General features: G+C 43.7%; 19 protein-coding genes, 1 tRNA gene and 1 other RNA gene. 7 read left to right on the top strand and 14 right to left on the bottom strand.

Annotation, left to right across the window (positions count from 1 at the left end; all coding sequences use genetic code 11):
- Positions 1-33: 33 nt before the first annotated feature.
- The gene (hinT, locus tag R7H07_RS14625) at positions 34-384 is read right to left on the bottom strand and encodes a purine nucleoside phosphoramidase (RefSeq protein WP_005378473.1); all 351 of its coding nucleotides are present in this window, start codon (positions 382-384) and stop codon (positions 34-36) included.
- A 269-nt stretch (positions 385-653) separates the two neighbouring features.
- Here hinT and R7H07_RS14620 point away from each other — a divergent pair, with 269 nt between their 5' ends.
- Together R7H07_RS14620 and R7H07_RS14615 are read left to right on the top strand one after the other, a co-directional pair.
- Positions 654-2,645 (top strand): methyl-accepting chemotaxis protein, encoded by a 1,992-nt coding sequence (locus R7H07_RS14620; protein ID WP_033905040.1) that lies wholly within the window; start codon positions 654-656, stop codon positions 2,643-2,645.
- A 163-nt stretch (positions 2,646-2,808) separates the two neighbouring features.
- Positions 2,809-3,969: a DUF1887 family protein gene (locus R7H07_RS14615; RefSeq protein ID WP_005378476.1), complete on the top strand. Its 1,161-nt coding sequence runs from the start codon at positions 2,809-2,811 to the stop codon at positions 3,967-3,969.
- Positions 3,970-4,126: 157 nt separating this feature from the next.
- On the opposite strand, the gene udp is transcribed toward R7H07_RS14615, so the two are convergent.
- From udp to R7H07_RS14580, 7 genes are all read right to left on the bottom strand, one after another.
- The gene (gene udp, locus R7H07_RS14610) at positions 4,127-4,885 is read right to left on the bottom strand and encodes a uridine phosphorylase (protein ID WP_005378479.1); all 759 of its coding nucleotides are present in this window, start codon (positions 4,883-4,885) and stop codon (positions 4,127-4,129) included.
- 314 nt (positions 4,886-5,199) lie between these two features.
- Positions 5,200-7,506 (bottom strand): zinc/cadmium/mercury/lead-transporting ATPase, encoded by a 2,307-nt coding sequence (locus R7H07_RS14605; protein WP_206959075.1) that lies wholly within the window; start codon positions 7,504-7,506, stop codon positions 5,200-5,202.
- Between the two features lie 172 nt (positions 7,507-7,678).
- Positions 7,679-8,098 (bottom strand): CBS domain-containing protein, encoded by a 420-nt coding sequence (locus R7H07_RS14600; protein ID WP_005378483.1) that lies wholly within the window; start codon positions 8,096-8,098, stop codon positions 7,679-7,681.
- Between the two features lie 245 nt (positions 8,099-8,343).
- On the bottom strand, positions 8,344-9,078 hold the full coding sequence (locus tag R7H07_RS14595; protein ID WP_005378485.1) for an RNA methyltransferase: 735 nt from the start codon (positions 9,076-9,078) through the stop codon (positions 8,344-8,346).
- A 212-nt stretch (positions 9,079-9,290) separates the two neighbouring features.
- Positions 9,291-9,387: signal recognition particle sRNA small type (gene ffs / locus R7H07_RS14590), an RNA gene on the bottom strand.
- Between the two features lie 137 nt (positions 9,388-9,524).
- Entirely contained in the window at positions 9,525-11,528 is a 2,004-nt protein-coding gene (locus R7H07_RS14585; protein ID WP_206959074.1) for a GGDEF domain-containing protein, read from the bottom strand.
- Between the two features lie 152 nt (positions 11,529-11,680).
- Positions 11,681-12,424, bottom strand: coding sequence for a hypothetical protein (locus tag R7H07_RS14580; RefSeq protein WP_005389942.1), 744 nt, complete (start codon positions 12,422-12,424; stop codon positions 11,681-11,683).
- Positions 12,425-12,681: 257 nt separating this feature from the next.
- On the opposite strand from R7H07_RS14580, the gene R7H07_RS14575 reads away from it, so the two are divergent.
- Complete coding sequence (locus R7H07_RS14575; RefSeq protein ID WP_033905036.1) at positions 12,682-12,984, top strand: DNA base-flipping protein; 303 nt, start codon at positions 12,682-12,684, stop codon at positions 12,982-12,984.
- Positions 12,985-13,014: 30 nt separating this feature from the next.
- Here the strand turns inward: R7H07_RS14575 and R7H07_RS14570 are convergent, their stop codons facing one another.
- Positions 13,015-13,449 carry a YbaY family lipoprotein gene (locus tag R7H07_RS14570; RefSeq protein ID WP_005378572.1) on the bottom strand — a complete coding sequence of 145 codons (435 nt, stop codon included), beginning with the start codon at positions 13,447-13,449 and terminating at the stop codon, positions 13,015-13,017.
- A 240-nt stretch (positions 13,450-13,689) separates the two neighbouring features.
- On the opposite strand from R7H07_RS14570, the gene tesB reads away from it, so the two are divergent.
- Positions 13,690-14,550: an acyl-CoA thioesterase II gene (gene tesB, locus R7H07_RS14565; RefSeq protein ID WP_005378575.1), complete on the top strand. Its 861-nt coding sequence runs from the start codon at positions 13,690-13,692 to the stop codon at positions 14,548-14,550.
- Positions 14,551-14,618: 68 nt separating this feature from the next.
- Here the strand turns inward: tesB and R7H07_RS14560 are convergent, their stop codons facing one another.
- Positions 14,619-17,660: a cadherin repeat domain-containing protein gene (locus R7H07_RS14560; protein ID WP_206959073.1), complete on the bottom strand. Its 3,042-nt coding sequence runs from the start codon at positions 17,658-17,660 to the stop codon at positions 14,619-14,621.
- 456 nt (positions 17,661-18,116) lie between these two features.
- A complete protein-coding gene (locus R7H07_RS14555) occupies positions 18,117-18,581 on the bottom strand; it encodes an Lrp/AsnC family transcriptional regulator (RefSeq protein WP_025998626.1) in 465 nt (154 codons plus the stop codon).
- Between the two features lie 140 nt (positions 18,582-18,721).
- Between R7H07_RS14555 and R7H07_RS14550 the strand changes: the two genes are divergently transcribed.
- Positions 18,722-19,816, top strand: coding sequence for a PLP-dependent cysteine synthase family protein (locus R7H07_RS14550; protein WP_005389952.1), 1,095 nt, complete (start codon positions 18,722-18,724; stop codon positions 19,814-19,816).
- Between the two features lie 61 nt (positions 19,817-19,877).
- On the opposite strand, the gene R7H07_RS14545 is transcribed toward R7H07_RS14550, so the two are convergent.
- Positions 19,878-20,195, bottom strand: coding sequence for a DUF1244 domain-containing protein (locus tag R7H07_RS14545; RefSeq protein WP_005378586.1), 318 nt, complete (start codon positions 20,193-20,195; stop codon positions 19,878-19,880).
- Positions 20,196-20,409: 214 nt separating this feature from the next.
- Between R7H07_RS14545 and R7H07_RS14540 the strand changes: the two genes are divergently transcribed.
- Positions 20,410-20,985: a porin family protein gene (locus tag R7H07_RS14540; RefSeq protein ID WP_085569626.1), complete on the top strand. Its 576-nt coding sequence runs from the start codon at positions 20,410-20,412 to the stop codon at positions 20,983-20,985.
- Positions 20,986-21,065: 80 nt separating this feature from the next.
- Here the strand turns inward: R7H07_RS14540 and vmeF are convergent, their stop codons facing one another.
- Entirely contained in the window at positions 21,066-24,179 is a 3,114-nt protein-coding gene (vmeF, locus tag R7H07_RS14535) for a multidrug efflux RND transporter permease subunit VmeF (RefSeq protein ID WP_149191937.1), read from the bottom strand.
- Entirely contained in the window at positions 24,179-25,273 is a 1,095-nt protein-coding gene (locus R7H07_RS14530; RefSeq protein WP_005378593.1) for an efflux RND transporter periplasmic adaptor subunit, read from the bottom strand. Before R7H07_RS14530 ends, vmeF begins: the two co-directional genes overlap by 1 nt.
- 284 nt (positions 25,274-25,557) lie before the next feature.
- Here R7H07_RS14530 and R7H07_RS14525 point away from each other — a divergent pair.
- A tRNA-Tyr gene (locus R7H07_RS14525) sits at positions 25,558-25,642 on the top strand.
- The last annotated feature ends 156 nt before the right edge of the window (positions 25,643-25,798 follow it).

The following is a 25,798-nucleotide window of genomic DNA, read 5'->3' as shown; positions in this document are numbered from 1 at the left end:
GAAGCGGGTGAATCGCCACCCACTTTTAAAAGCTTAGCTCAATACCATTGGACCTAGAGGGCGGCCGCCTAGTAGGTGCATGTGAATATGGTAAACCTCTTGGCCACCATGTGGATTACAATTAACGATCAGGCGATAGCCGTCTTCAGCAATACCTTCTTCTTTCGCCAACTTTCTAGCAACAGTGAACAAACGCCCCATCATTGCTTCATCTTCAGCTTCTACATCATTCGTTGTTGGGATCAGTTTATTCGGAATAATGAGAATATGGCTTGGTGTGCGAGGGTTAATGTCGCGAAACGCAGTCACCAAATCATCTTGATAAAGGATATCGGCAGGGATTTCCTTGCGAATAATTTTACTAAAGATCGTTTCTTCCGCCATGAGGACTCCATTTTATAAACGTAATTAGACCCCAATTAGTATGCGCCAACCAAAAGCGGAGCTCAATAAAAACAGTGTTCACTTAACATTATTAATCAAATGCTAATTAACGAGGCTTTTTTTGTCGTGTGCGTCATAAAATGCGCGTCACAAACTGAATACAATCCAATGAATTTTGTTACTTTTTTAAGACAATTATTATTTTTATACCCAAGTAAACTCAAAAATGCTTGGGTAGCTTGTCTATTTTTGGGAGAGGAAACTCACTTATGCGAGGTTCAGTTATTAAAAGGATGTATGCCGGCTTTGCACTGATCATCATCCTATTTGCCGTCACAATTGCCATTATGATGGGAGGAATGAGTGATATTCACGGAAAATTTGGCACGGTATCTAAATCATCCCTACCGTTGGTATCGTTATCTAATCAAACCAGTGTTGAGCTGCTTTCTGCCGACAAATCATTTAAAGACTTCCTGACAACAGAGAATAAACAACGCATGGATGAAATGCGTCAGGAATTTGCTAGATCTCAACAGCGCTTCGAATCCACATTGGCTCAACTGAAAACCGCAAGCCAAATCTACCCTTCTCTTGCCGAACCGTTTTCACAGTTAAAAACGTTAGAGCAGAGCTATTTTACAGAAGCTCTAGAGGCCATGGACAACTACGAAGCAATGTTCGCGGCTCAAGAAGAAGTGCAAAAATCCTCACGCCGCTTCCAAAAACTGAATACCGAACTTTCGGTTGGTCTTAAAGAATATGTGGCAGATCAAACCAGCATTTCTGTCAAAGTCATGGCAAAGAGCTACTTTATCAAGTTAAAAGATGCCGAAGTAATTACCTCTGATGCCCTCGCCAGTTCCAACCCTGAGTTTGTTACGCAAGCCGTAGCTAAAAACCGCAAAGCAGTAACGCACTTGAATTACGCATTCCGCGGGTTGGTGACTCAGCTTCCTGAGCTAGAAAAAGCATTTGGCGAATCTGTAGAGCAATTTACTCGTGACGTCGGTATGCGTGGCGGTGTGCTAGACCAACATAATAATTACCTCAATGCTCGCGCCGCTTTGTATAACAATATCGCCAACCTAGCAAATAAAGTGGATTCAACCATGGCGATTCTTGAGCAATTTACGACAACCGCAACAGATAAGCTCAATGAATCATTGGCAGATGCAGGTGACATATATTCGGCCGGTGTAACGAAAGCCATCATCATTGGCGTTATTGTCGTTTTACTCGCGACAGCGATTGGCTACCACATCGCACAAAGCGTTCGCGAGCCGTTGACTCGTATTCTAAAAGTGTTAGAAGGCCTGACTGAAGGTGATATGACACAGCGTATCGATATTCGCTATAACAACGAATTCAGCCGTGTGAGTGGACACATTAACTCACTCGCCGACAACCTTCACGAGATCTTGGTGAAACTCAACGAAGCGTCAGAAAACCTATCGTCAACCGCGACAACCAACGAACGCACCTCTTCGCAAGCACAAATTAAATTGAGCTCTCAACGCGAACAAACGGCAAACGTCGCTACCGCGATGACAGAAATGTCTCATTCAGTGCAGGAAGTCGCGCAAAGTGCGCAAGGCTCGCTAGAAATGGTGCAACGCGTCGAATCTGCCTCTGAAGAAGGCAGAAATGTTATGAGCAGTAACATCTCAACCATTAATCAACTAGAAACACGTTTGAACGAATCGGTCTCCGCAGTTTCTGAGCTACAAAAGATGAGTGGTCAAATTGGGTCTATCCTTGATGTGATCCGCAACATTGCGGAGCAAACCAACCTACTGGCATTGAACGCGGCAATTGAAGCGGCTCGCGCTGGTGAACAAGGTCGCGGCTTCGCGGTAGTGGCAGATGAAGTACGAGTACTCGCATCAAGAACGACTCAATCAACCACTGAAATTGAATCCATGATCAGTAATCTGCAATCTAGCTCACAATCGGCAAACCAAGTCATACAAAGCTGTATGAGCGATATGGAGATGTCGGTTGAGCAAGCGTCAAAAGCGAACAGCTCAATGGAAGAGATCCAGGCGCTAATCATCGAAATCAGCCAAATGAGTACGCACATTTCACAAGCAGCAGCAGAGCAAAGTGAAACATCAACAGACATTGCTCGCAGCATCGAAGATATCAACAGCATCGCCGATGAAAGTTTCCAAGCCATGTCGAATATCGCACAAACCAGTGAATCACTGACCCACTTGGCTCATCAGCAAAATGAATTGGTCCACCGATTTAAGTTATAAATACTTTATAATTAAGAGCATTAATTAGTGCAATCAACTGTATAAGGGCGACTTTTTGTTAAGTCGCCCTTGTTTTTTGTCGGCCATGTCTACATATGATTAATAAGGCCAGCTCATCCCCTTGCACAACTCTTTTCGAGCGGCCTCATAAAAAGGAAAATCTATGGCTGTTCATGTTGGTATTATCGACCAAGACCCAGTGAGATTGGTCACTCCTCTATTAGATAATCGTACGCTAAGCACACATATCGTCTTCATCGGAGACAAGAGCCAGTTAGATATATTTGACCGACTGAGTGCCGTTTTAGATCAACGAGAAATTACTTCTGAATTTTTTGAAATTCCATCCGCTGTTAATACATCTCTGATCAAACAAGCAATTCAAAAACTGGCAAAAGATCTCCATGAACGCGGCGAAGATGTAAAATTGAACGCGAGCTGTGGTCTTCGTCATCGCTTGTTGTCGGTGTACGAAGTTTTCCGTACCTATCGCTGGCCAATTTTTGTGGTTGAGCCTAGTAGCGATAAGCTTTGTTGGTTATACCCTGATGGCAAAGAAGATACCCAAGTCGAAGATCACATTACGATTGCAGATTACCTCACTATCTTTGGTGCACGCGGCGAATTTCACCACGTTGATTTACCACCTCTTCTTGATAAAAAATTGTATGAACTTGGTGAACGATGGGCCTCAAATGCGCTTGAGCTTGGGCCAGGTCTAGCAACACTTAACTACCTTGCAACCACATGCCGCAAAGAACAAAAGCTTGATGTCGAGCTCTCCGAAAAACAGCAGGGCTACCGTGAGCTAAACATGTTGCTTTCAGATTTAGTAGAAGCAGAAATCGCCACCTATGAGAATGGCGTTTTAACGTTTGCAGATGAAGATGCTCGACGCTTTTCAAACGGTGAGTGGTTAGAAACTTTGGTTCACAGCACCGTGAAGCAAATCCAAGACACCATGCCGACGATCCAAGATCGATCGTTAAATGTTCAGGTTTATCGCAAACTTGGTGAAAGTGAAGTACGCAATGAGTTAGATGTCGCAACAGTTGTAAACAACAAGCTGCACATCATCGAGTGCAAAACCAAAGGCATGAGAGATGACGGCGACGATACTTTATATAAGTTAGAATCGCTTCGCGATCTATTAGGTGGCTTACAAGCGCGCGCAATGTTGGTGAGCTTCCGTCCTCTTCGTCACAATGACATTACTCGTGCTGAAGACTTAGGACTAGCCCTGATTGGCCCTGATGAGCTTAAAGATTTAAGAACGCACTTAACTGCTTGGTTTAAAGACGCGGGCGGTTCAGACGAGATATAGTGCCATTAAGAAAAGCTAAAATTCACAACGATAAAAAGCAGCATTAATGCTGCTTTTTTTATACCTAAATTTTAGCTGTACGCATTTCTATAACTAGAAAAAAACCAGAGGTTAGCCTCTGGTTTTTTCTGTTTGTTTAAATGCCAACTATAGGGGCTTAAAGCATTTTACGCGCTGCTTCTACAACCACTTTAATTGAACGCGCTTCCGTTTCTTTCAGAGTTGAATGATCTGGAATCTCTTTTTGTGTACGGTTGATGATAACACCTGCCACACAACCCGCTTTTAAACCAGAGCTCGCACACATTGTTAGCAGTGTTGCCGACTCCATCTCGAAGTTAAGTACGCCCATGTCTTGCCATTCTTGCATAGAGCCTTGGAAACGCTTAACAACACGACCAGAGAACGTATCGTAACGTTCTTGACCAGGGTAGAACGTGTCGCTTGATGCAGTCACACCCATGTGAACTGTAGCGCCAGACTCTTCTACCGCTGCTTTCATTGCGGTTGCTACTTCAAAGTCAGCAACTGCTGGGAATTCCATAGGAGCAAAGTGTAGGCTCGCACCGTCAAGACGAACTGACCCCGTCGTTACGATCATGTCACCCACGTTTACATGCGGTTGAATTGCACCCGTTGTACCAACACGTAGGAAAGTGCGAACACCAAGCTGTGCCAATTCCTCAACTGCGATAGAGGTAGAAGGACCACCAATACCTGTAGAACAAACCACAACAGGTTTACCGTCTAGCTCTGCACGGTATAGCGTGTATTCACGATGGCTTGCTAGAAATACTGGATTTTCCATTTGTTCTGCGATTTTTTGAACACGCGCTGGGTCACCAGGAATGATCGCTAGAGTCGCACCATTAAGATCAGCTTCAGTAACACCTAAATGGAATACAGCTTGAGACATAAGTCGCTCCTTATTGTGGCTTATTTTATGAACAATAAGCTCATTAATCAGTTATTGGGTACAGATGCACTGTAGCGAACCTTTCACCAACATAGAGTGATCACAATCACAATGACAAAATGTAATGAAAATGAAATTTCAAACAAAACTGGTATTGATCACACTTTAAGGGGCGTTAAATCATTTTGTTGCATAGCAATGCGTGATTTCAAGGACGAGAAAAACGTCTGATCGCATCAGGTGAATACGGTTAAAAAAAGCCCGATACACGAATGCCTCGGGCTATTAATGAGTGGGATCATTGGTTAGGTCAGTTATTTGATCTGTTTGGACTCAAAACGAAGTAATCTCAACGCATTCAATGTCACCAGTGCTGTTGCACCACTGTCAGCTAATACTGCAACCCACAACCCAGTAACCCCAAGTAAACTTGTCACTAAGAATACACCTTTCAAACCTAGCGCTAACGCGACATTCTGACGAATGTTACTTAGCGTCGCACGCGACAGTTCTATCATGGCAGGTAGCTCAATCAACCGGTTGTGTGTTAACGCCGCATCAGCAGTCTCGAGCGCAACATCCGTACCGCCTCCCATCGCAATACCAATGCTCGAAGCTTTCATGGCTGGAGCATCATTGATACCGTCTCCCACCATCGCAACGGTATGTTGTTGTGATAGTTTCTCGACGTAATGCACCTTGTCTGCAGGTAACAAACTCGCTTTATAATCCAAGCCTATTCTATTTGCCATTGCTTCTGCACTTCTCGGGTTGTCACCCGTTAGCATCACCGACGTGACCCCAAGTTCCTTCAACATTGCGATGGCTTGCTGGGCATCTGAGCGCAATGTATCTTGCCATGCGATCACGCCAATGACCTCGTCATCGTAACGAACAATGACAACCGTTTTACCTTGTTGTTCCAACGTAACCACTTGCTCTTTGGCTTCTTGAGAAAGTGGAAAGTCTGCCTTTGAAGGCGTGACCACTTGGACCATTTTTCCATCGACGTAACCAGTGACACCAGAGCCTACTTGCGCGGTTTTATCCAACGCTTCAGGAATAGTAAGCCCCTGCTCTTGCACTTTGGTAACTAAAGAAACCGCTAGAGGATGACTTGAACCAACCTCGATTGACGCAGTTAGGCTAAGTAACTTGTCTTCATCCATATCAAAAGCAAAGACGTCGGTCACTTCTGGTTTACCTTGCGTCAGTGTCCCAGTTTTATCAAATGCGACAGACTCAACCTTGCCAAGCAACTCAAGCGCCGCTCCACCTTTGATCAATGCGCCCCGCTTAGCCGCTGCCGCCAAGCCAGAAGTGATCGCCGCAGGCGTTGAAATGACTAATGCACATGGACAAGCAATCAACAGCAGGGCGAGTCCTCGATAGATCCACGTTTCCCACGGTTGGGCAAATAGTAATGGCGGCGTAACGATAACCATCAGAGACACCAACATCATTAGTGGCGTATACCAACGGCTAAATTTATCAAGAAAGCGTTCTAATGGTGCCTTACGGGATTCTGCTTCTTCAATCAAATGAAGAATTCGATCTATCGCATTCTCGCCCTGACGGGAAGTCACCTGTAAACGAACCACTTTATCGACAACCACAGCCCCGGCCATCACTTTGCCACCGGTTTGATGTTCAACGGGAACAGATTCTCCCGTTAACGCACTTTCGTCAAAACTCGCAAGCGCATCTTGCAAAACACCGTCGGCAGGCAAACGACCTCCGGGTGCGACTTCTATGATATCCCCTGGTTTAAGCTGCGCAGCTGGTACTTCTTTGCGTTCACCATCAATAATTAAAATTGAATTTTCTGGGACTAAGTCCATTAACGCCTGGACACCGCTTCGCGCGCGAGATGATGCATATGCTTCTAACTTTTCACCAATAAGGAAAAGCAATAACACCATTGCGGCTTCGGCGGTTTCACCTAAATATAAAGCGCCGAGCGCCGCTACACTCATTAACGTTTCAATCGCAAAAGGCGTACCGCTACGCGCCAACTTAAATGATTTGAGCGCGATTGGGTATAAACCAAGTAAACACGTCAAAGTGAATAACCAAGCGCTTATTTGAGGGTCGATCTTAGAAATTACTGCCGCAGTAGCCATTGCACCAGCAATCGAGAGAATTTGGATGTTGTCTCTTATGACGCCAAGCCAGCCTTTCTTTGTAGTGCTTGGTTTTGGAGCATCAAGTGAAGAGAGCGGGAAACCCGTTTTTTGGGCTGTCTGCTCTATCGTAGCTATCAGCTCTAGACCATCAAAATCGACGACCAGCTTTTCTGTTGCAAACAAAACCTTGGCTTGGCTGACGCCTTGTAAAGACGTAATGGCTTTCTCAAGCTTTTGCGCACAAGATGGGCAATCCATACCTGACACAAGCCAAGCGTTCCGAACGGAGGAATTACTCTCCCTTGTGGGATCGTCTTCCTCGCCTGTGTCAACGCTGCAGCCTCCTCCACTACAGCAAGAGCTTTCAGAAACATCAACACTGGCCTGAGAGATATTGAGCGAAGATTTTACTGGCGCACAGCATGACTCGCTTGCACCAAGCGGCACCGCAGTTTTGATTTTGCTAGATTGGCAACCTTGATGTTTTGTACACATAATTTTTTCCTTATTGGTATCGGTGATTTACCTATTGCTAAGGATAAACCTTAGAGTAAGCTCCAAGGTCAAGATAAATTTGTACAGTTCGGCGATAGAAAATAAAAAAGACGCCGAAGCGTCTTTCCAAACCAGTTTAAAAGCAATATTCCGTAAAGTTTAAACAGAGAGGTTAAACGGGATGCTTAAAACACTCATTTAATGTCATTCCTATGGCACGCAGCACGTCTCTTCTTGTGATAACACCAACCAACTTACCTTTGCCATCCACCACTGGATACATTTTCGGCTTTCCAACTTTCATCATGTCAGCCAGTTCAATTACTGACATTTCTGGAGAAACAGATAAGACATCATCATGCATACACTCTTGTACCGTATGTGTATCTTGGCAGTGATAACTTGCTTTCACCAACTTATCTAATAAGTCTTGCTCCGATAAAAACCCAACCACTTTTTCATTTTCATCAATGACAGGGCCACCTAGTGTGACACTTTGCATTACTTTGTTTAAAGCTGCCGAAAGTGACATATCTTTCGTGAAAGTCACCGCTTGCAACGTCATGTAATCTTTTACTTTTAATGAATGCATTCTTATCTCCTTAAGGGCATTTTATTGCGGCCTTTAGATAAGTGTCGCCTAATTTCCTGATTTTACTAAATGGAAAGGAGTAATTTTATTTATAGGCACAGCCTATTGAACTAAAACAAAATTAACTCACCGAACAACATTCACTGTATTTCGTTAAACGCAAGATTCAGCCAGGCTGATTTTTCTAGGCAAAATACAACAAAGCCAGTCAAATAGACTGGCTTTGTTATTAAGTAATTGTTGCATTAGCTATGTTGGCGGCGCATGTTGTCTAAAATAATGCCAGTCGCCATCGCGACATTCAGTGATTCGGCACCGCCAAACGCCGGAATCGTGATCTTATCTGTCACGAATTTTGCTGCGGCTTCGCGCACACCATGAGATTCGCTGCCCATCAACAAAATACCTTCAGCAGCGAAATCCGTTTTATGAACGCTCTCTCCTTCCAAAAACGCGCCATATACTGGCAATTTGGCGTGTTCCAAGTAACTTGGCAAATCCACCAAACTCACTTGTACGCGGCCAAAGCTGCCCATGGTCGCACTGATCGTTTTAGGATTATAAGGATCAGCACAATCTGTACTCGCAATAATGTGCTTGATGCCATACCAGTCTGCAACACGAATAATCGTACCTAGATTACCAGGGTCGGATACACCATCTAGCGCAATCATCAAGCCTTTCGCTTGAGGCTCTTTTACACTCGGAATTTCAACCACAGCAATGGCCGCATTATTGCTCACAAGCGTGCTCGCTTTGGTCAATTCATCAAGCGATGCTTCAACACAATCAAAACGATTTAGCGTACCAGCATTTTGTTCGAGAAATGCCGCTGTTGCAAAAACCTGCTTCACCTTCAATGAACTACTTGCTAGCTCTAGTACGTTCTTTTCACCCTGAACTAGGAATAAGCCATGCGCTTTACGCTGTTTCTTTTGACCTAAAGCACGAAGCAGTTTTAATTGGTTTTTTGAAATCATTAAAGTATCCCAGGTGAAAATGGTTATTCGGCGAGTGTACCCTAAACAATCTTCACGAAAGTTCGGTATCGAGCGGATGAGATTATAAATTATACCTAAATAACCTCAAGAAGCTTGATCATCAGAAGACGTTGAACACCAAGCGTAGCCAAAATAAAAGAAGGCTCAAAAACGAAAAAAGCCCTGCGATAACGCAGGGCTTTCAAAGGGTGGGACCCCAGCCACATCCCGGCACACAAGTCACACGCTGCGGCTGCTTCCTTCCGGACCTGACCGAGTTCACGAGCTATTGTTGCGAGAGGACCAGAGCCCCATAATTCTTTTCGAGAGGTCTTGCCTCAATCGATGGGGCGATTATTCAGTATCAGCTCTCATAATGCAAGAGCAAAAACCTTGAATTTCATCATTTCATTATCGTTTGGACAAAACTCGATCAATTCATTCCTTTATGATGAAACCGTACAGTCACGATAAGAGGAGTCGTGCCGTGAGGACTGCTTACTCATGTACATGTCTTCATCAGCCAAATGCATCGCTTGCTCTAAGCTCATGTGCCGTTCCCTTTTTGCGGAGAAACCAATAGAGATACTTATAGACTCCAAATCACTACATAATTTGCCTTTCACGTCGATTCTACTGAGCTCTCTCATTGCTCTAGTTAACTCGGCTTGCGTAGGATAACCCAGCAATATGAACTCATCCCCTCCAATTCGATAACATCTTCCCGACCAGACATAATGAATTTTTAGTGCCAGTAGTTGTAAAACTTCGTCCCCAGCGCGATGCCCATAAGTGTCATTGATTCGTTTGAAATGATTAATGTCTAAGTAAAGTATGGATAGATCTTTGTTTACTCCTTTTCGATACTTTACTTGCAACGCACGACGATTCCTTAACCCTGTTAAGTTGTCAGTGTTCGATTGACGGTAAAGATAAAGCGAAACACAAATAGCAAACAATAATACAAAGATAAACACAGCTTGTGTTTGCGTCGCTAATCGAATCTCATATTCAAGTGCGGTACGCCAATCTGGGCGTACATCGTACTGAGCAATGATCTTATCAACTTCTAACATCGCTATCGCACGACTGAAGAAAGGCGCAAGCATGGCTCCTTTTTCATTCGCGACCAATCCAACAGAGAGTTGTGACTCATAAAACTCGCCAATAGCGGTATCCTGCTCTATCGGAACCAATTCACTGAGACGTAAAAAATGATTGAGCATCGCCGTATCCATCGGAATGTAATCGACTTCTTCATGTAGTAGCCCCTGAATGAGCTCTTGTTGGGTACGATAACGTTTGAGTTCTTTTAGCGGTAACAGTTGCGTCATCATTTGATCGAAAAAGTCATCCTTAACTACGCCAATCCGCTCAGATATCAACTGTGAAACATGAGAGTATGTGCTCGGTTTGTAACCTAAACGCTTGACCATCACCGATGCTGGCGCGTAATGGGACTTTGGAAAGTAGCTAAATGCGCGCCGCTCACGGCTGACCGTTAACGGCGCCAAAATTTCGAAATTACCTTGGATAAACTCATGGTACATAGAACCCCAGCTTTCACCAGGCTCACTAATGATCAAGCAGTTTAAAGCCAAGATCTCACAACTTCTCAGGACTACATCAGCCGTCATCCCTTCGACACTACCATCTGCGTTGTATACAACATATGGAAAGATAGATTCGAGCTTAATCCGTATTGGTTCATTAAAATCAAGGGGTAATAAACGAATAGAATCACGCAACGCTGCTCGCCTTAATTCAAATTGATACTGGGAAATTTCTTCTCGAAGCTGCTTTTGCACCGCTTCCCCGTGAATAAACGTAGCGAACGTGTCCAACTCTTCAAGATGATGATCTTTTTTACTGATGATGGATACGGGCTTTATCGAAATCTGATCATTGAGCATCTTGGCGTCAAACCCCTCCATCAGCATCGGCTTGAGCTGGTTAATGGCATCGACAACGCCATCCACAGCACCTGAACGTAGCAGTGTTACTGCTTGTTCGTAACCTTGATAAGAGATCTGTTCTAGCTCAGGGTAGTGTTGTTTAAGTAATTGGGCATAAACTGTATCTTTGGGGACGCCAACACGCGAAATGTCACTCAACGTCGAATCTTTTAAACCAAAGAGGTAAGTATATTCGATATTTGTTGGGCGGGAATAACTAAAACGTTGAGCACGTTCTTGTGTGTAAGTGATATTCGCAGCAAAGTCCGCTTCCCCATTCGCTACTGAATTTAGAATGGCATCAAAGCTGGAGTAGTTCACGTATTGAACGGTAAAGCCAAACTCCTTTGAAGCAGCATTGAAAAGAACACGAGTGACGACATCATCCGCTTCAGTCGCGACTTTATAATGAGCAATTAAAGGGGCTTCGGCTTTTACATTCAAACTCAAGAGGCAACATGCAAAAAGCAACAGTGTTCGAGCAAAAGTTGTCATGACAAACTTATCTTAAATCAACCACTTATATTGTGGTTATTATTATTGGAAGTGTAGTAAATATGAAATGAAGAACATATACTAATCTCCATTTTGTTCCACAACCAATTCGATACTCTGCCGCACATGTCACTTTTTACCTGACTAAAAACTCATAATTCAGCCTGTTCATCGCTACTACGTAAAATATAGTCAGTCATCCAAGCCGTCCCTAACAAACAGATCCAAACCACGAAAACAGGGTTTGGCACATCCGTGGTCGGGCTGACGACTAAAGCGGCAAAACCCACAGTCGGCAATGTCCAACATAATAATTTGCTCCAACGAATGGTATGTTGAAGCTTCGCAAGTGCTTCCATTGACGCTAACATTCCCGTCAAACTTAACGCCATAAGAACGGCGTACGGTAGGCCTGCAATCCACAAAGGGAGCAACAAAAACAACGGCCACCAGCTGTGTTTATTGGATGGCGTCCAATGCGCAGCCGACCACCACATCGCCATAACCGCAATGGTTTGAACCACTGTAACCCAAGCAGACCCATCCAGCTTACCGCCTTGCTGTGTGACCATAAGACCAACTTGCAGTGTAAGTACAATAAGACCAGCGGTGAGCAACACGCCTAAAGAGCTTCTACGAGAAAACACCACCATTAAAAGTGGGAAAAGGATCAAAACACCAACCGACAAAGCAATTGGCTGCATTGAGAGTGTCGCACCAAAAGCCATCATCGCGCCCAGCAATACTAAGCCAGCGAACCCACCTTGTGGCAGAACCCACAGCGCGGGGATCATAAGTGCAAGAACGGGAATGTCACCCTCGCTCAAACTCATCGCCCGAACGCAGACAACAGCGAGTAAGGTCGTAACGAAAAATTGAAGTGTCGATAAAATCATAGCGCCTCCTGGCTTCCCCACCTACTTGGTAACTCAACGGCAAAAACTGGGATTGAAAGTCGTTGAGAGGGTCTAGATTCAAGCTTAGCTTGCGTTTGCTTCATGCTGTTTAAGGCTCATCAACCAACGACACTAAAGAACAGAAAATGTAATTCTTCAAAGTGAGTCGCTGACAACACAAGGGTTAAGAACCGTTAGCAATATACAAGTCCAATGGTTTACCATTCCTTAGTAATCCAAAATAGACACTTTTGAGTATGGACCAATTTTTAGCGCAAATCTTTGCTGTAATTCACCAAATTCCAAAAGGAAAAGTCTCCACCTATGGGGAAATTGCAAAAATGGCCGGTTATCCGGGCTATGCGAGACATGTTGGTAAAGCACTGGGTAACCTACCAGAAGACAGCAAACTCCCCTGGTTTAGAGTGGTAAATAGCCAAGGAAAAATATCTTTAAAAGGCAGAGACTTAGAGCGACAAAAAAAGAAATTAGAAGCAGAAGGGATTGAAGTCTCGGAAGTTGGCAAAACTTCACTTAAAAAATACAAATGGCAGCCTTAAGCTGCCATTTTTTGTTCTCAGTACGTCGTATTAACGTGTTCCAACTAGACGAATATCTAATTGGTGAGTTTGTGCTTCATCTGTAATAACACCGTTATGTGTGTCGCTGATAAAACGCAGCTTTCCATCTACCTCAATGCGAGCACGAACGCTGTAACGATGGTTTGGTTTGATTTCATTGCTGTCGTAACTCAACTCAAAAGAAAGAGGAACTTGCTTACCTTCTGTTTCGAATGTCTGTTTCGCCAACACTTTTGCTGGCGCATCCGCCAAGGACACATCTTCTAACGCAATAGTAACCACTGCGTTTGGTGGCAAGGCAATCCGCTCGCGATAAGCCACTGTACCTGTAATCGTCTTCATTGACGCCTCTGTAGATTCCATTTCTGTATTTTGAGAAGTTTGGCAACCCACTAACGCAGCCCCAAAGAGTAGAGAAGTAACAAGTAGTAGTGTTTTTTTCATATATTCCTCGAAAAGAGCATTAAACCGAAGCAATTATAGGTGTGGAATATAAAACTGTCTGCTTCCTGTCATTTTATTTGACAATAGTTTGACTGAGTTAGAATTTATCAAACAATTGATTTTGTTTCATAATTGGAACAATACTATTTCTAAGTTACTCAATAGTTCTTAACTATGCCACTTCACAAGAGTGAGGCTGTTGAGGTAACTTGGAATGAAAGACAACGGTGAGGAGACACAATGAGTAAACCACTACGAGAATTGCTCAGCCTACTACAACTCGAAAAATTAGAAGAAGGCTTGTTTCGTGGCCAAAGTGAAAACCTAGGTTTGCCTCAAGTTTATGGCGGTCAAGTAATTGGGCAAGCACTTTCTGCTGCGCGCTACACCGTTGAAGAAACACGCACGGTACACTCCTTCCATAGCTATTTTTTGTACCCTGGCGATCCAGAAAAACCTATTATTTATGACGTAGAAAATCTGAGAGATGGCCGTAGCTTTAGCACTAGACGCGTAAAAGCAATTCAAAATGGACGCCCTATTTTTTACCTAACCGCATCCTACCATGGCGATCAACCTGGGTTTGATCATCAAAAAGAAATGCCAGATATCCCTGGTCCAGAAAACTTTGCCTCAGAGAGTGAGCTCGCAAGCCATATTGCAGAATTTCTACCCAAACGCTTACGCAAAACATTTTGCGGGGAAAAGCCAATCGAAACTCGCCCCGTTACGGTTATCAACCCTTTGAAGCCCAAAAAAGCAGAACCCAAACAGTACCTTTGGATTCGTGCTAATGGTGAAATGCCAGAGAATCAGCTAATTCACCAGTACCTTCTGGCCTACGCATCCGATTGGGGATTCCTTGTGACAGCAATGCATCCACATGAAGTCTCATTAATGACGCCTAACTTTCAAGTGGCCACCATTGACCACTCTATCTGGTTCCATCGTCCGTTTAAGATGGATGAATGGCTTCTATATGCGATAGAGAGCCCAACGGCGAGCAATACTCGTGGGTTGGTCCGAGGCGAAATATACAACCAGCAAGGTCACTTAGTGGCGACCGCCGTGCAAGAAGGGGTGATGCGCTACACGAAATAGCTCGTGTTCGTTACACGAAAAAAGGAGTGCTGTTCCGCACTCCTTTTTTAATGGGTATCAAACGATGATTAATTTGGTTGATACTTCATGTTAACAACCGACCATTCGTAAAGTGATTTCGGGTAACCATATTCGCCTTTCCCGTAAATGACATTTGGGTCGGCATAGAATCCACCTTTATTCGTTGCTAAAAATTCACGAACCCCACGACGGTAAGTAATCACAGGTGCTACTAACTCATACTCTACCTTTTCCATCTTCGAGTCATCAATTACTAAGAACCGAGTCATACGAATCGTGCTGCCGTTGGTGCAGTACCCTGGGTCATCATAGTCAATTGCTTCAAAAGGCTTGAGATCATCTTCGAACAGCTCTGATGTACATCCATCAAATCGAGCTAAGTGTACCCACGCTCCTTTTATTAGAGTTTGGTCATCGTTACCCACCGGCTTGAATGCAAGTAGTGCAATCTTACCTTTGCCGTATAGTTTCAATTCTTCGTCCGTTGGCTCACGCACTGAACGAACGTTCATCAAACCAAACTCACTTTCTTCTAAGTTAGAAAACTCACGTGCATTTAGCGTGCTAAACAATACTGTTTGTTCAGTTTCAAGCAATGTATATTGATCCGCAACACCTTCATCTGCAAAGCTTAGATACAGCTGGACTTTCTTACTTTCCAACGCTTTGTAATCTCGAGATTCTCCTTCAGAAACGTCGAGAGAAATCCAACGTCTTTTTACTGGCGGGAGGTCAAGTAACGTCAGCTCTTCCTTATCAACATCTAATGAAGCGACTCCTTTAATTGTTGAGCTGGATATTTGATAGCTGCGGTTTCCTATTGGTGTACCAAAGTCTAGCTTAACCTTTTTAAATGGTTCAAATTCCACCTTCATTGTAGAAGCACTTAAACCAGGGTGATTCGCTTTGTTAATAGTGCCATTTACGACGATTGTTTTAGCTTTGTAGTTGCGTCCAGTAAGAGTAACCTCTACTTGGTACTCGCCTGCGTGCAAAATCTTCAAACGCCCCGTATCAGGGGAAACTAGCTCGACCACAGGATCTTTTTGGTTAATAAGACGGTAACTTGCCTTCGCAGTCCCACCACTCATCACTGGTGAGATAACACTACCAGCGGAGAATTCTACCGTTGGGTAAGTAACCGATACAGGGTTTGCGCCTTGTTTAATCGTGACCGAGAAGCTACTTTCACCCGGATCCACTTTGTCGTCCCCCGCATCCGAAACAATAATTTTTGTGCTACCCGCGTTAAGAATTTGCATGGCACCCGTTTGGCTGCTTAAGGAAACTACATCTGTTGCTGCGTTGTCTGCAAATCGGTACGTAACTTCCCCAACCGTACCAGAGATTTTCGGCGCAACAAATGTTTGGCCAACCTTCCAAATCTCTTCCACATCGGATTGAACTTCAATTCGGCTCGGCGCACTCAAAATTGTCACGTAGACTTTTTGATCAGGACCAACAGTATAATTCGCGCTCTCTTTTCTGCGCACAGTTAGCGTCGCTTTACCCGCTTTATACACATGGAGACGTCCTTCACTAAAACCACCGACAACATCTGGTGCGGTGTTATCTACAATCTCAATTTGCTCGTCAGCACTCAAACCAAAATCACGATGAAGATCAAAACTGTATTTGTTGCTGTATACAACGTCATAATCGTGCGTTGCCATGGGTTGGCCTTCAGCCTTTGCAACTTTAATGACGACATTAAATTGAATAGGTTGGTAGAACTCCCCACCATCGTCTTCAAACTTAAGGTCGTACTCACCCGCAGTCACTACCTCCAACTTGCCGTCAGTCATTCGTAAGCCATTAGGTAAGCTGCTAACTAGATTTACGTTACCTTTTTGCCCTTTAAACGCCAGAGGGATTGAAAGATTTGGTTGATAGGTAAGCGGCATTTCAATGTCTTTTATAACGGGATGAGGCGCGCGATTAACTTCAAGATCAAAACGAGTTTTGCTTGCAGGATAATTACGCATGTCATGCTCGTAAATTTCCACTTCAGCAGCACCAACACCTTTGATCAGTAATGCTTCACCATTTTCAGTTTTAGCGACAACGTCTTCACCACGAATGATTCTCAGCTCATAGTCACCGTAGGCGTTCGTCACCTTAGGGAAAATTCGTCCACCTTCCTCATAAGTTGTGACAATATCCGCTGCGCTGATTTCTTGACGCTTGCCTTGTTTTATATCCACAAAAAATTGCGCTGTTTGCTGTTTATCTAGAAACGCGTCGCTGTAAGTTGCAGTCGCTTCAACCGTTAATCGCCCAACATTATGAACAAGAAGCAAACCCGTTTCAGGGTCTAGCAACTCGGCCACCTTGCTGTCTGGTACGCTATTTATGATTTTGTAAGAAATACGTTGCGTTTGAGCTTTATCTAAACGCACTGGTTCTAACGTCAACCCTTCTCGATACTCGTCTTCAAGCAAAGCGAACTGTAATTGCCCCGGAGCTACTGCATGCAGTTTAACCGTAGCGCGAACTTGTTTCGGCAAGTAAAAGTCGTTACCTGAATCAGTAATCAGCACCGATGCCTGACCAACTGAACCTAATGAATATACCGAACCGTTCTCATCAACACGAATCAAGTTATGACCACTTTCTACCTCATAACTCAGTTCGCCTTTTTGGCCACGGACGATCAACGCTTTTCCTTCTGACTCAATCGCATTGAAATTCAGATCACTCACTGAAAGTTCAGTATTGATGCCTCGCTCTACAGTGACAGAAAATCTTGCTTCAGAAGATTCATAAGCAGAGCTACTATCTGTAGCAAGAATCGTCGCCGTTCCTGGGCGCAGAATTTGTAGTATTCCTGAGTCATTAATTTTCACGACATTTGGCGGATTAGAGTCAATGACTTGGTAAGATACCGACCCATGTACATTGCTCAGTTTTGCTTCAGTAACCGTTCCCACTCCTTCAAACTTCAACACCGTGTCTTCCACTTTTAATTGCGGACGGTTCTGCTTTGTTACCGTAGTTGGTGTCTTCGTATTGTTCGGCTTAGAGTCTCCCCCACCGCCACAGCCAGCGAGTAAAGCTGCGAGAAAAAGCAAATAGTAATTTCTGTTCATTTTTAGTAATACTTTGTTACATACAAGATGGGGCGATAATAATACGATGTTTTATTAATCACTATCCCCATTTTTGAGTACTTTATTACTTAAGTAATTGCTACTGTATTAACCCTAAAAACAAATACTCAAAAATAGCGACCAAATTACATGAAAACACAAAAAGCAAACGTTTAAATCAAACTCTTCCATTAATTTAGTAAAAATTAATATTCAATAAAATAAAACATGAAAAAGAAAGAGAAAAAATTGCGTTATTTTTTCTTTCATTATGATGTATAGGATTAATGGACTGTAAAAACAAATGGTTAATGAAAAATAGAAGAGAGAATAAATATCGTTTATATTTGTAAAAATCTGGTAGGAAATAGTTTTAAAAGCATAATCAAACTACCTTTTAACATTTAAAATACTAAAAGGTAGAATTAACATTAGATAGAATTCTTATAGGGCGAGTTATTTTAGGATTGGTAACTCTGTTGTGTATTTAATGGACTCCATAGCAAATGTTGAAGTCACATTAGATAGCCCTTTTACACTATTAACTAACCGCTTATAGAATTCGTCAAAACACTTCATATCTTTGACTAGTACTTTCATCATGTAGTCATACTCGCCAGCCATACGATAAAACTCCATTACCTCAGGAAAGTCACTCACAGTTGTAACAAAATGGTGATACCAACCTTCGGAATGATCAATCGTTTTTAACTGAACAAATGCAATGAAAGATAGCTCGAGCTTTTCTGCACTTAACAACGCCACGCGTTTTTCGATGTAGCCCTCTTCTTCCAACCTTTTCAAGCGCTTCCAGCATGGTGTTGTAGTAAGATTGACTCGCTCAGCCACGTCATTTAATGACAAGGTGCTGTCGGTTTGTAGTAAAGCAAGCAGCTGCTTATCTATTCGATCTAAGCTCATTTCTATAAAACCCATAAAATGTAGAAAATTTTTCTACAGGTATCTTTATTAAGAGTAACAATAGCAAAGTTTTTCTCGGAAATCATAGATAAATTATCCCTATCTAATACTTATCTATCGATTTCCCAAGGAGAGACGCCATGTGTACTGACCACAATTGGATCAACAATGCAGTGCGTAAAATTGAAGCAGACTTCCAACGTTCTGCTGATACTCACTTATTTAAACTCGAACTACCTTCTCTTGATGGTATCGATATCTATCTAAAAGATGAGAGTACGCACCCTACAGGCTCTCTTAAGCATCGATTGGCGCGCTCATTGTTTCTTTATGCTATTTGTAATGGATGGATTGGTCCTGAAACCACTGTAATCGAGGCGTCCTCAGGCAGCACTGCCGTTTCGGAAGCGTATTTTGCGCGTTTACTTGGCTTACCGTTCATTGCTGTTATGCCGAAAACCACCGCACGTAAAAAGATTGAACAAATTGAGTTTTACGGTGGTAAAGCGCATCTTGTAGAGCGCTCAGATCAGATTTATGACGAGTCTCGACGCTTGGCTCAAGAGCTAAATGGTCACTACATGGACCAGTTTACTTATGCTGAACGTGCGACTGACTGGCGCGGTAACAACAACATCGCGAACTCTATCTTTAGCCAAATGGAGTTAGAGGATCACCCGATTCCTAGCTGGGTAGTGATGAGTCCTGGAACAGGCGGCACATCAGCAACCATTGGCCGTTTTATTCGTTACCAAAAATACGACACTAAGCTTTGCGTGGTAGACCCTGAAAACTCAGTGTTTTACGACGCTTTCCAGTCAGGAAATCACTCATTGAAAGGCGATACTGGCAGCAAAATTGAAGGTATCGGGCGACCACGTGTCGAACCAAGCTTTATTGCTGGTGTCATTGATGAAATGCGCAAAATTCCAGACGCAGCCAGTGTGGCAACCGCCCATTGGGTATCTCAGCTGATTGGACGTAAAGTCGGCGCATCAACAGGCACCAATCTTTACGGTGTGCTGCAATTGGCTTGTGAGATGAAACAACGCGGTGAGAAGGGTTCTATCGTGACGCTTCTATGTGATTCTGGAGAGCGTTACCTAGATACGTATTATGACTTAACATGGGTAAAAGAGAACATCGGCGATATTCAACCTTACTTAGCTCAACTCGAAGTCATTCAAGCAAAAGGTTGCGTTGAGCCAGCTTGTTGCGGCTCAACTAACGCTTAACGTGCAAACTGGACTTTAAAAAACAGCCCAACTTCATGCGGGCTGTTTTTATCGCTGGGTTTTACTTTTTCTGGCGCGCTTCAAACGCAGCCAATTGTTCTGGCGTTGCCGCTGGTTGATGATTTTGTTTCCACTCATCGTAAGTCATGCCGTAAACACGTTCGCGAGCGTCATCAATATCTAAATCCAAACCGAGATTTTCAGCCTCAGATTTATACCATTTGCTAAAGCAGTTGCGACAGAAGCCCGCAAGGATCATCAGATCGATGTTTTGTACGTCTTTGTTGGCATCTAAATGCGCCAATAAACGGCGAAATGTCGCCGCGTCTAACTTATCTTGTTCTTCTTGAGTCAAGTTTTTATATTTGAATTCAGCCACTTTCCTTTCCTTCTCTCTTATTTGACTAGCTTTCGTCACCATATCTAGTTAGTTGGTAGTCATGAGTAAGAAGTATGCTTTAGCGCAACAATTCCCATTCTAAAATCACTACCTTTGATAAAAGCTGATATGATAATTACCACCCATCCTATTGATTAAATTAACATTTAAACAAATCATTACAACGGTCTTTTACCAAGGTTATCGTCTAGTTATGAAAAACGCCATTCTATTATTGTCTACCTTGACCATTAGCGTGCCAACTTTAGCTGCTCAAGAACAAGCTCATCAATCTTATTTTTATCTAGGTACTGGTAACGTTGGTTTTGATACACCGTACTTCGGCTCGGATAGATACAATGAGTGGTCAACACCACATATCACAGTTGGCTGGGGTTACCATGTAAACCAATACCTCGCGTTTGAAGGGGTTCTGCGCTATTCACAAAATGAACTTAAGAACGATGCTCTAAAAACTGACTTAGATCTTCACTATTACCAAGCAGGTATGTCTGCTGTTGTAACGAGTGATGACTTAGGCGATACGCCACTATCACTATTCGGTCGCGCAACAGCGCTTGGCACTCAAGCCGAAATGTACGTACCAAACGAACAAAAGGTCACAGATGACTCAGGCGCACTATTCAACATCGGTGTTGGCGTCCATTGGGATATGAGTACAGATATCTGGTTACGCGCAGAGTACATTTATAATGTCGCAGATATGGGTTTTGAAGATTTTTACGACAGCTACGAAGGTGTACAAATCAGCCTAGGGAAACGCTTCTAATCGAACGCTTCCGAGCTAACTTTAAACCGATAAAGAGAAGCCGAGGTTATTACCTCGGCTTTTATGTTTTAACGTTTGATTTAAGGGTGCGCTATACGGCCCTTCGTATCATGGCTAATTGCTTTGTTTAACTCTGCTTCTACATGACCTGGTGCTTGTGTTTTCGCCGAAATCAATCGGTACATTGCCGGGATAACAAACAAGGTCACCAATGTCGCAAACCCCATCCCGAAAAAGATAACCGTACCCACGGCAATACGGCTCTCATAACCCGCCCCTGTCGATACGATCAACGGAATTGCGCCAGCAAGTGTGGTAAACGCAGTCATCAAGATTGGACGTAGACGTCGCGCGGCAGCATCAATGATCGCTTTTTCAAACCCAACGCCACGATCACGTAGCTGATTGGCAAATTCTACGATCAAAATACCGTTTTTCGTCACCATACCAATCAACATGATCATGCCAATCTGGCTATAAATGTTCATACCTTGGCCCATAATAACCAAACCAAGGAAGCCACCAAATACACCCATCGGCACCGTAAACATGACCACTAACGGGTTTACGAAGCTTTCAAACTGAGCCGCCAACACGAGATACGCCACTAGTAGTGCCAATGCAAACACAACAGCAACACTCGCTTGGTTCTCTTTAAAGTCTTTCGACTCCCCCGAATAACTCACCGAAATATCACCCGGTAAGTTGTCGATGGCTTCCTGGTCTAGGTAATTCAGCGCATCTCCTAATGTATAACCTTCCGACAGGTTGGCAGTAATAGTGATGGACTTCTGTTTGTTGTAGTGAGAAAGACGAATAGAGGCCGCCACTTCTTCAATTTTTGTGACCGCATCTAACGTCACTAGCTGACCGCTATTCGTGCGCAGATAAATCTGACTTAAATCTGCAGCATTATTAAAGCTATTTTCATCACCGCGAAGATACACATCGTACTCTTCGCCACGCTCAACATAAGTCGTTTCGCTTTTACCACCGAGCATGATTTCTAGGGTGTCAGAAATGTCTTTAACACTGACTCCTAGCTCTGCGGCACGCTGTCGGTCAACTGTAACCAATAACTCAGGCGTTTTTTCCGAGTAATCTATCTCTGCTCCTTCCATCATTGGTGATTCTTCTGCTTTGTTCTTTAGCATTTCAGCCCAAACAACGAGCTCATCGTAATCAGAGCCGCCTAATACGAACTGAACTGGCTCACTCGAACCACCTTGGAAACCTGGCATAAATGGGAACACTCGAACATCTGGGATACCTGCCAATTCTTTCCGTACTTTGTTAAGGGCTTGCTGAGCCGTGATATCACGTTCGTTCCAATCTTCTAGAATCATGATCACAAAGCCTGTCTGGTCTCCTGCCTGGCCACCAAACGCTGGCGTTTGGATGCTGAATGACTTCAGATAACCTTGCCCTAGTAATGGCATCAATCGGTCTTCGACAATATCCATATTGGCTGACATACGATTGTATGACGTAGCATCTGCACCGCGCACAAACGCAAATATCACACCGCGATCTTCTTGTGGGGTCAACTGGGCCGGTACCTGATTCATCAAGAAATAGCTACCGCCCAAACAAGCTAGAATCACCAGCGGAGCAGCCCAACGTACTTTCAATGCGCCTTTCAATAATGCGCGATAGCCACTCTCAAGCTTGCTAAACAAGCGATCAACCGCTTCATTGAATCGATTTGGTTTTACATTCGCCTTCAAAATCTGACTACCTAATACAGGAGTCAGCGTCAGGGCAATCAAAGAGGAGAATATGACCGACATAGCTAGCAATACAGAAAACTCTGTAAATAGTAGACCTACCATGCCATCCATAAAGGAGATCGGTAAGAACACCATCACCAGCACTAATGTTGTTGCTATAACAGCAAAACCAACCTCTCTTGTGCCTTTATATGCGGCGAGTAATGGCGATTCACCGCGTTCGATATGGTGGAAGATATTCTCTACAACCACAATTGCGTCATCCACCACCAAACCAATCGATAATATCAATGCCATCAAGGTGATCAAGTTGATAGAAAACCCAAAGTAGTACGCGGCAATGAACGAAGAAATCAGAGAAACAGGTACCGTAACCGCAGGAATTAAGGTTGCACGAGCTTGACCGATGAAAATGTACAACACCAAAATCACCAAGCCGCCCGTGATAAATAGCGTGCTGTACACCTCTTCGATTGAACGCTCGATAAACACTGTCGCGTCGTAATCTATCGCAAGACGTGTACCTTCTGGTAAGAACTTCTGGATGTTATCGACTTCAGACCTAACCAGCTTCGCTACTTCTAACGGGTTTGCGTCTGACTGCGGTACCACACCAAGACTGATGTTTACTACACCATCACTTTTGAAGGTTGAGTTTTCGTTTTCTGCACCAATGAAGACATCTGCTACATCTTTTAAATAGATAGGTGTATTGTCGCTTGCGCGTTTAATGACAAGATATTGAAAATCTTCAGGCGTGTTATAAGTACGAGCCGTACGCACGGACATTACTGTTGAGTCGTTGCGAACTTCACCACCTGGGCTTTCTAGGTTCTCACTTCGCAAAGCTGATGTAATGTCCGAAGCTGTAACTGAACGTCCAGCCATTAGTTCTGGCTTAAGCTTCACGTACATGACCTTGTACAAACCACCGGAGAGATCAATGGAGCTAACCCCAGAGATCAGGCTAAAGCGGTCCATCAATACACGTTCGGCATAATCCGTTAATTGAGTACGGTCCATCTCTGCAGAACTGAGATTGATGTAGAGCGACGCCTCTCCCGAGCCATTGTTCTTATAAACAATAGGGTCATCCGCTTCATCAGGTAGCGAGCGCTGAGCACGAGCTACGGCATCACGCACGTCGCTCACACCTGTGTTGAGATCGTAACCTAACTCAAACGTGATCGTGATACGCGACATGCTGTTACGAGTAGTGGAGCTAATTTCATCAACCCCACTGATCCCAGAAAGCTGGTCTTCCAAAACGGAGGTAATTTGGCTTTCAATAATAGTCGCCGATGCACCCTCATAACGCGTACTGATAGAAACGACTGGGCTTTCTATATCAGGCATTTCACGAACGGCTAATTTGGTGAATGACACAAAGCCAAACACACACAACAGCATGCTCAGAACCAACGCCGCGACAGGGCGTTTAACTGAAACGTCGGACAGTAACATTAGTTTTCTTCCTCATCCGATTCACTGTCATTGCGTGTCACATCCGTGGTGTTCGCTTTTAGTGGCGCGACAATTTCTTTCACTTCGACACCATCACGCATGTTAACAATGCCTTGAACCACAATCTTGTCACCAATCTCAACACCAGATTCGATCACCACCTCGTTGCCAACACGAGCACCTAGCGACACTTCTTGACGAGTAGCTTTGTTATTTTCATCAATTACATATACAAAACGTTTAGTTCCGGAGTATTCAAGTGCTTGAACAGGAATGATTGGCGCCTTAATAGCAGGAAATGCTAGTGAAGCGTTCATCAACATGCCCGGCTTCAATTGATTTTCTGGATTATCAAACTCAATACGCACGCGAAGATTCAGTGTTTCGGCACTGATCCGCGTATCAATACCTGTGACTTGACCAGTAAAGGTCTGGCTACCCCATGCACTGGTTTTAGCGATGACTTCCATACCAATAGAAAGCATCGATAAATAGCGCTCCGGTACTTGTAAATCCAGTTCCATGACGGAAAGATCATCCAACGTCAAAAGTTCAGTACCCGCACTGACCATTTTGCCGCGGCTAAAATCGATAAAACCAACAGTGCCAGAAAATGGGGCAGTAATATGGAGGTCAGCTAAATTGGCTTGAGCAGCATCAAGCCTCGCTTGTGCTATTTCAACACTGGCTTTTTGTGCATCGATTTCAGTTTGAGTAATCGCATTCCGCTTAACCAAACGTTGGAACTCTTTTAACTTACGCTGTTCATCTTTTAGATACGCCTTTGCCTCAATCAAAGCGGCTTGAGCCTTATCGTCATCTAACTTAATTAATAGCTGGTCTTGCTGGACATTTTGATTCGCTTTAACAGCGATTTGATTCACTTTGCCAGCGACTTCCGATGCGACAACCACAGACTCCGCTGCCTTTAATTTGCCGATAAGAGTTAAGGATTGATTGATCTCATGCGTTTCTACTTGTTCAGTCACAACAGTAACCGCTGAGCCTCCTCGCATCGCAGCGCAAACCGATGGAGAACTCAGTAATATAGAAAGCGTTAAAACAGATAACGATAACGTGGCTTTCATGCTCATGATATTGACTTCTAAACGAATAAACTTATGTCATTAAACTGCTTACAGTTTATCAGTAGATACGGTGTTTAACGTCAAGTAGTGTAAATTCAAGTAAAAAGCGCGCCTCTCTTCTGTTCAAAGGACAAACAAAACGCTGACTTTCTACCATCTTTGCCCAAAAAGACAGCATTCAACGTAAAAACGTAAGAAAAACGCTTTACAGCCTGAGCGAGTTTGCTATGATTCGCTCCGCACTTGGGAGATGAGTTGGGAAAACATCTTACTAAGTATAAAAATCCTCTGGAGGGGTTCCCGAGTGGCCAAAGGGAGCAGACTGTAAATCTGCCGGCACTGCCTTCGATGGTTCGAATCCGTCCCCCTCCACCATATTCTTTCTTATGTTTTTCCTTTAAACGTGAGAACAACTTGAAAGCTAGGTTGGGAAACTAACTTTTAAGTATAAAACACCCTGGAGGGGTTCCCGAGTGGCCAAAGGGAGCAGACTGTAAATCTGCCGGCACTGCCTTCGATGGTTCGAATCCG

It is taken from the genome of Vibrio sp. Vb1127 (assembly GCF_033338735.1).
GTDB lineage: Bacteria > Pseudomonadota > Gammaproteobacteria > Enterobacterales > Vibrionaceae > Vibrio > Vibrio alginolyticus.
This window is presented reverse-complemented; position numbering and strand designations above follow the sequence as displayed.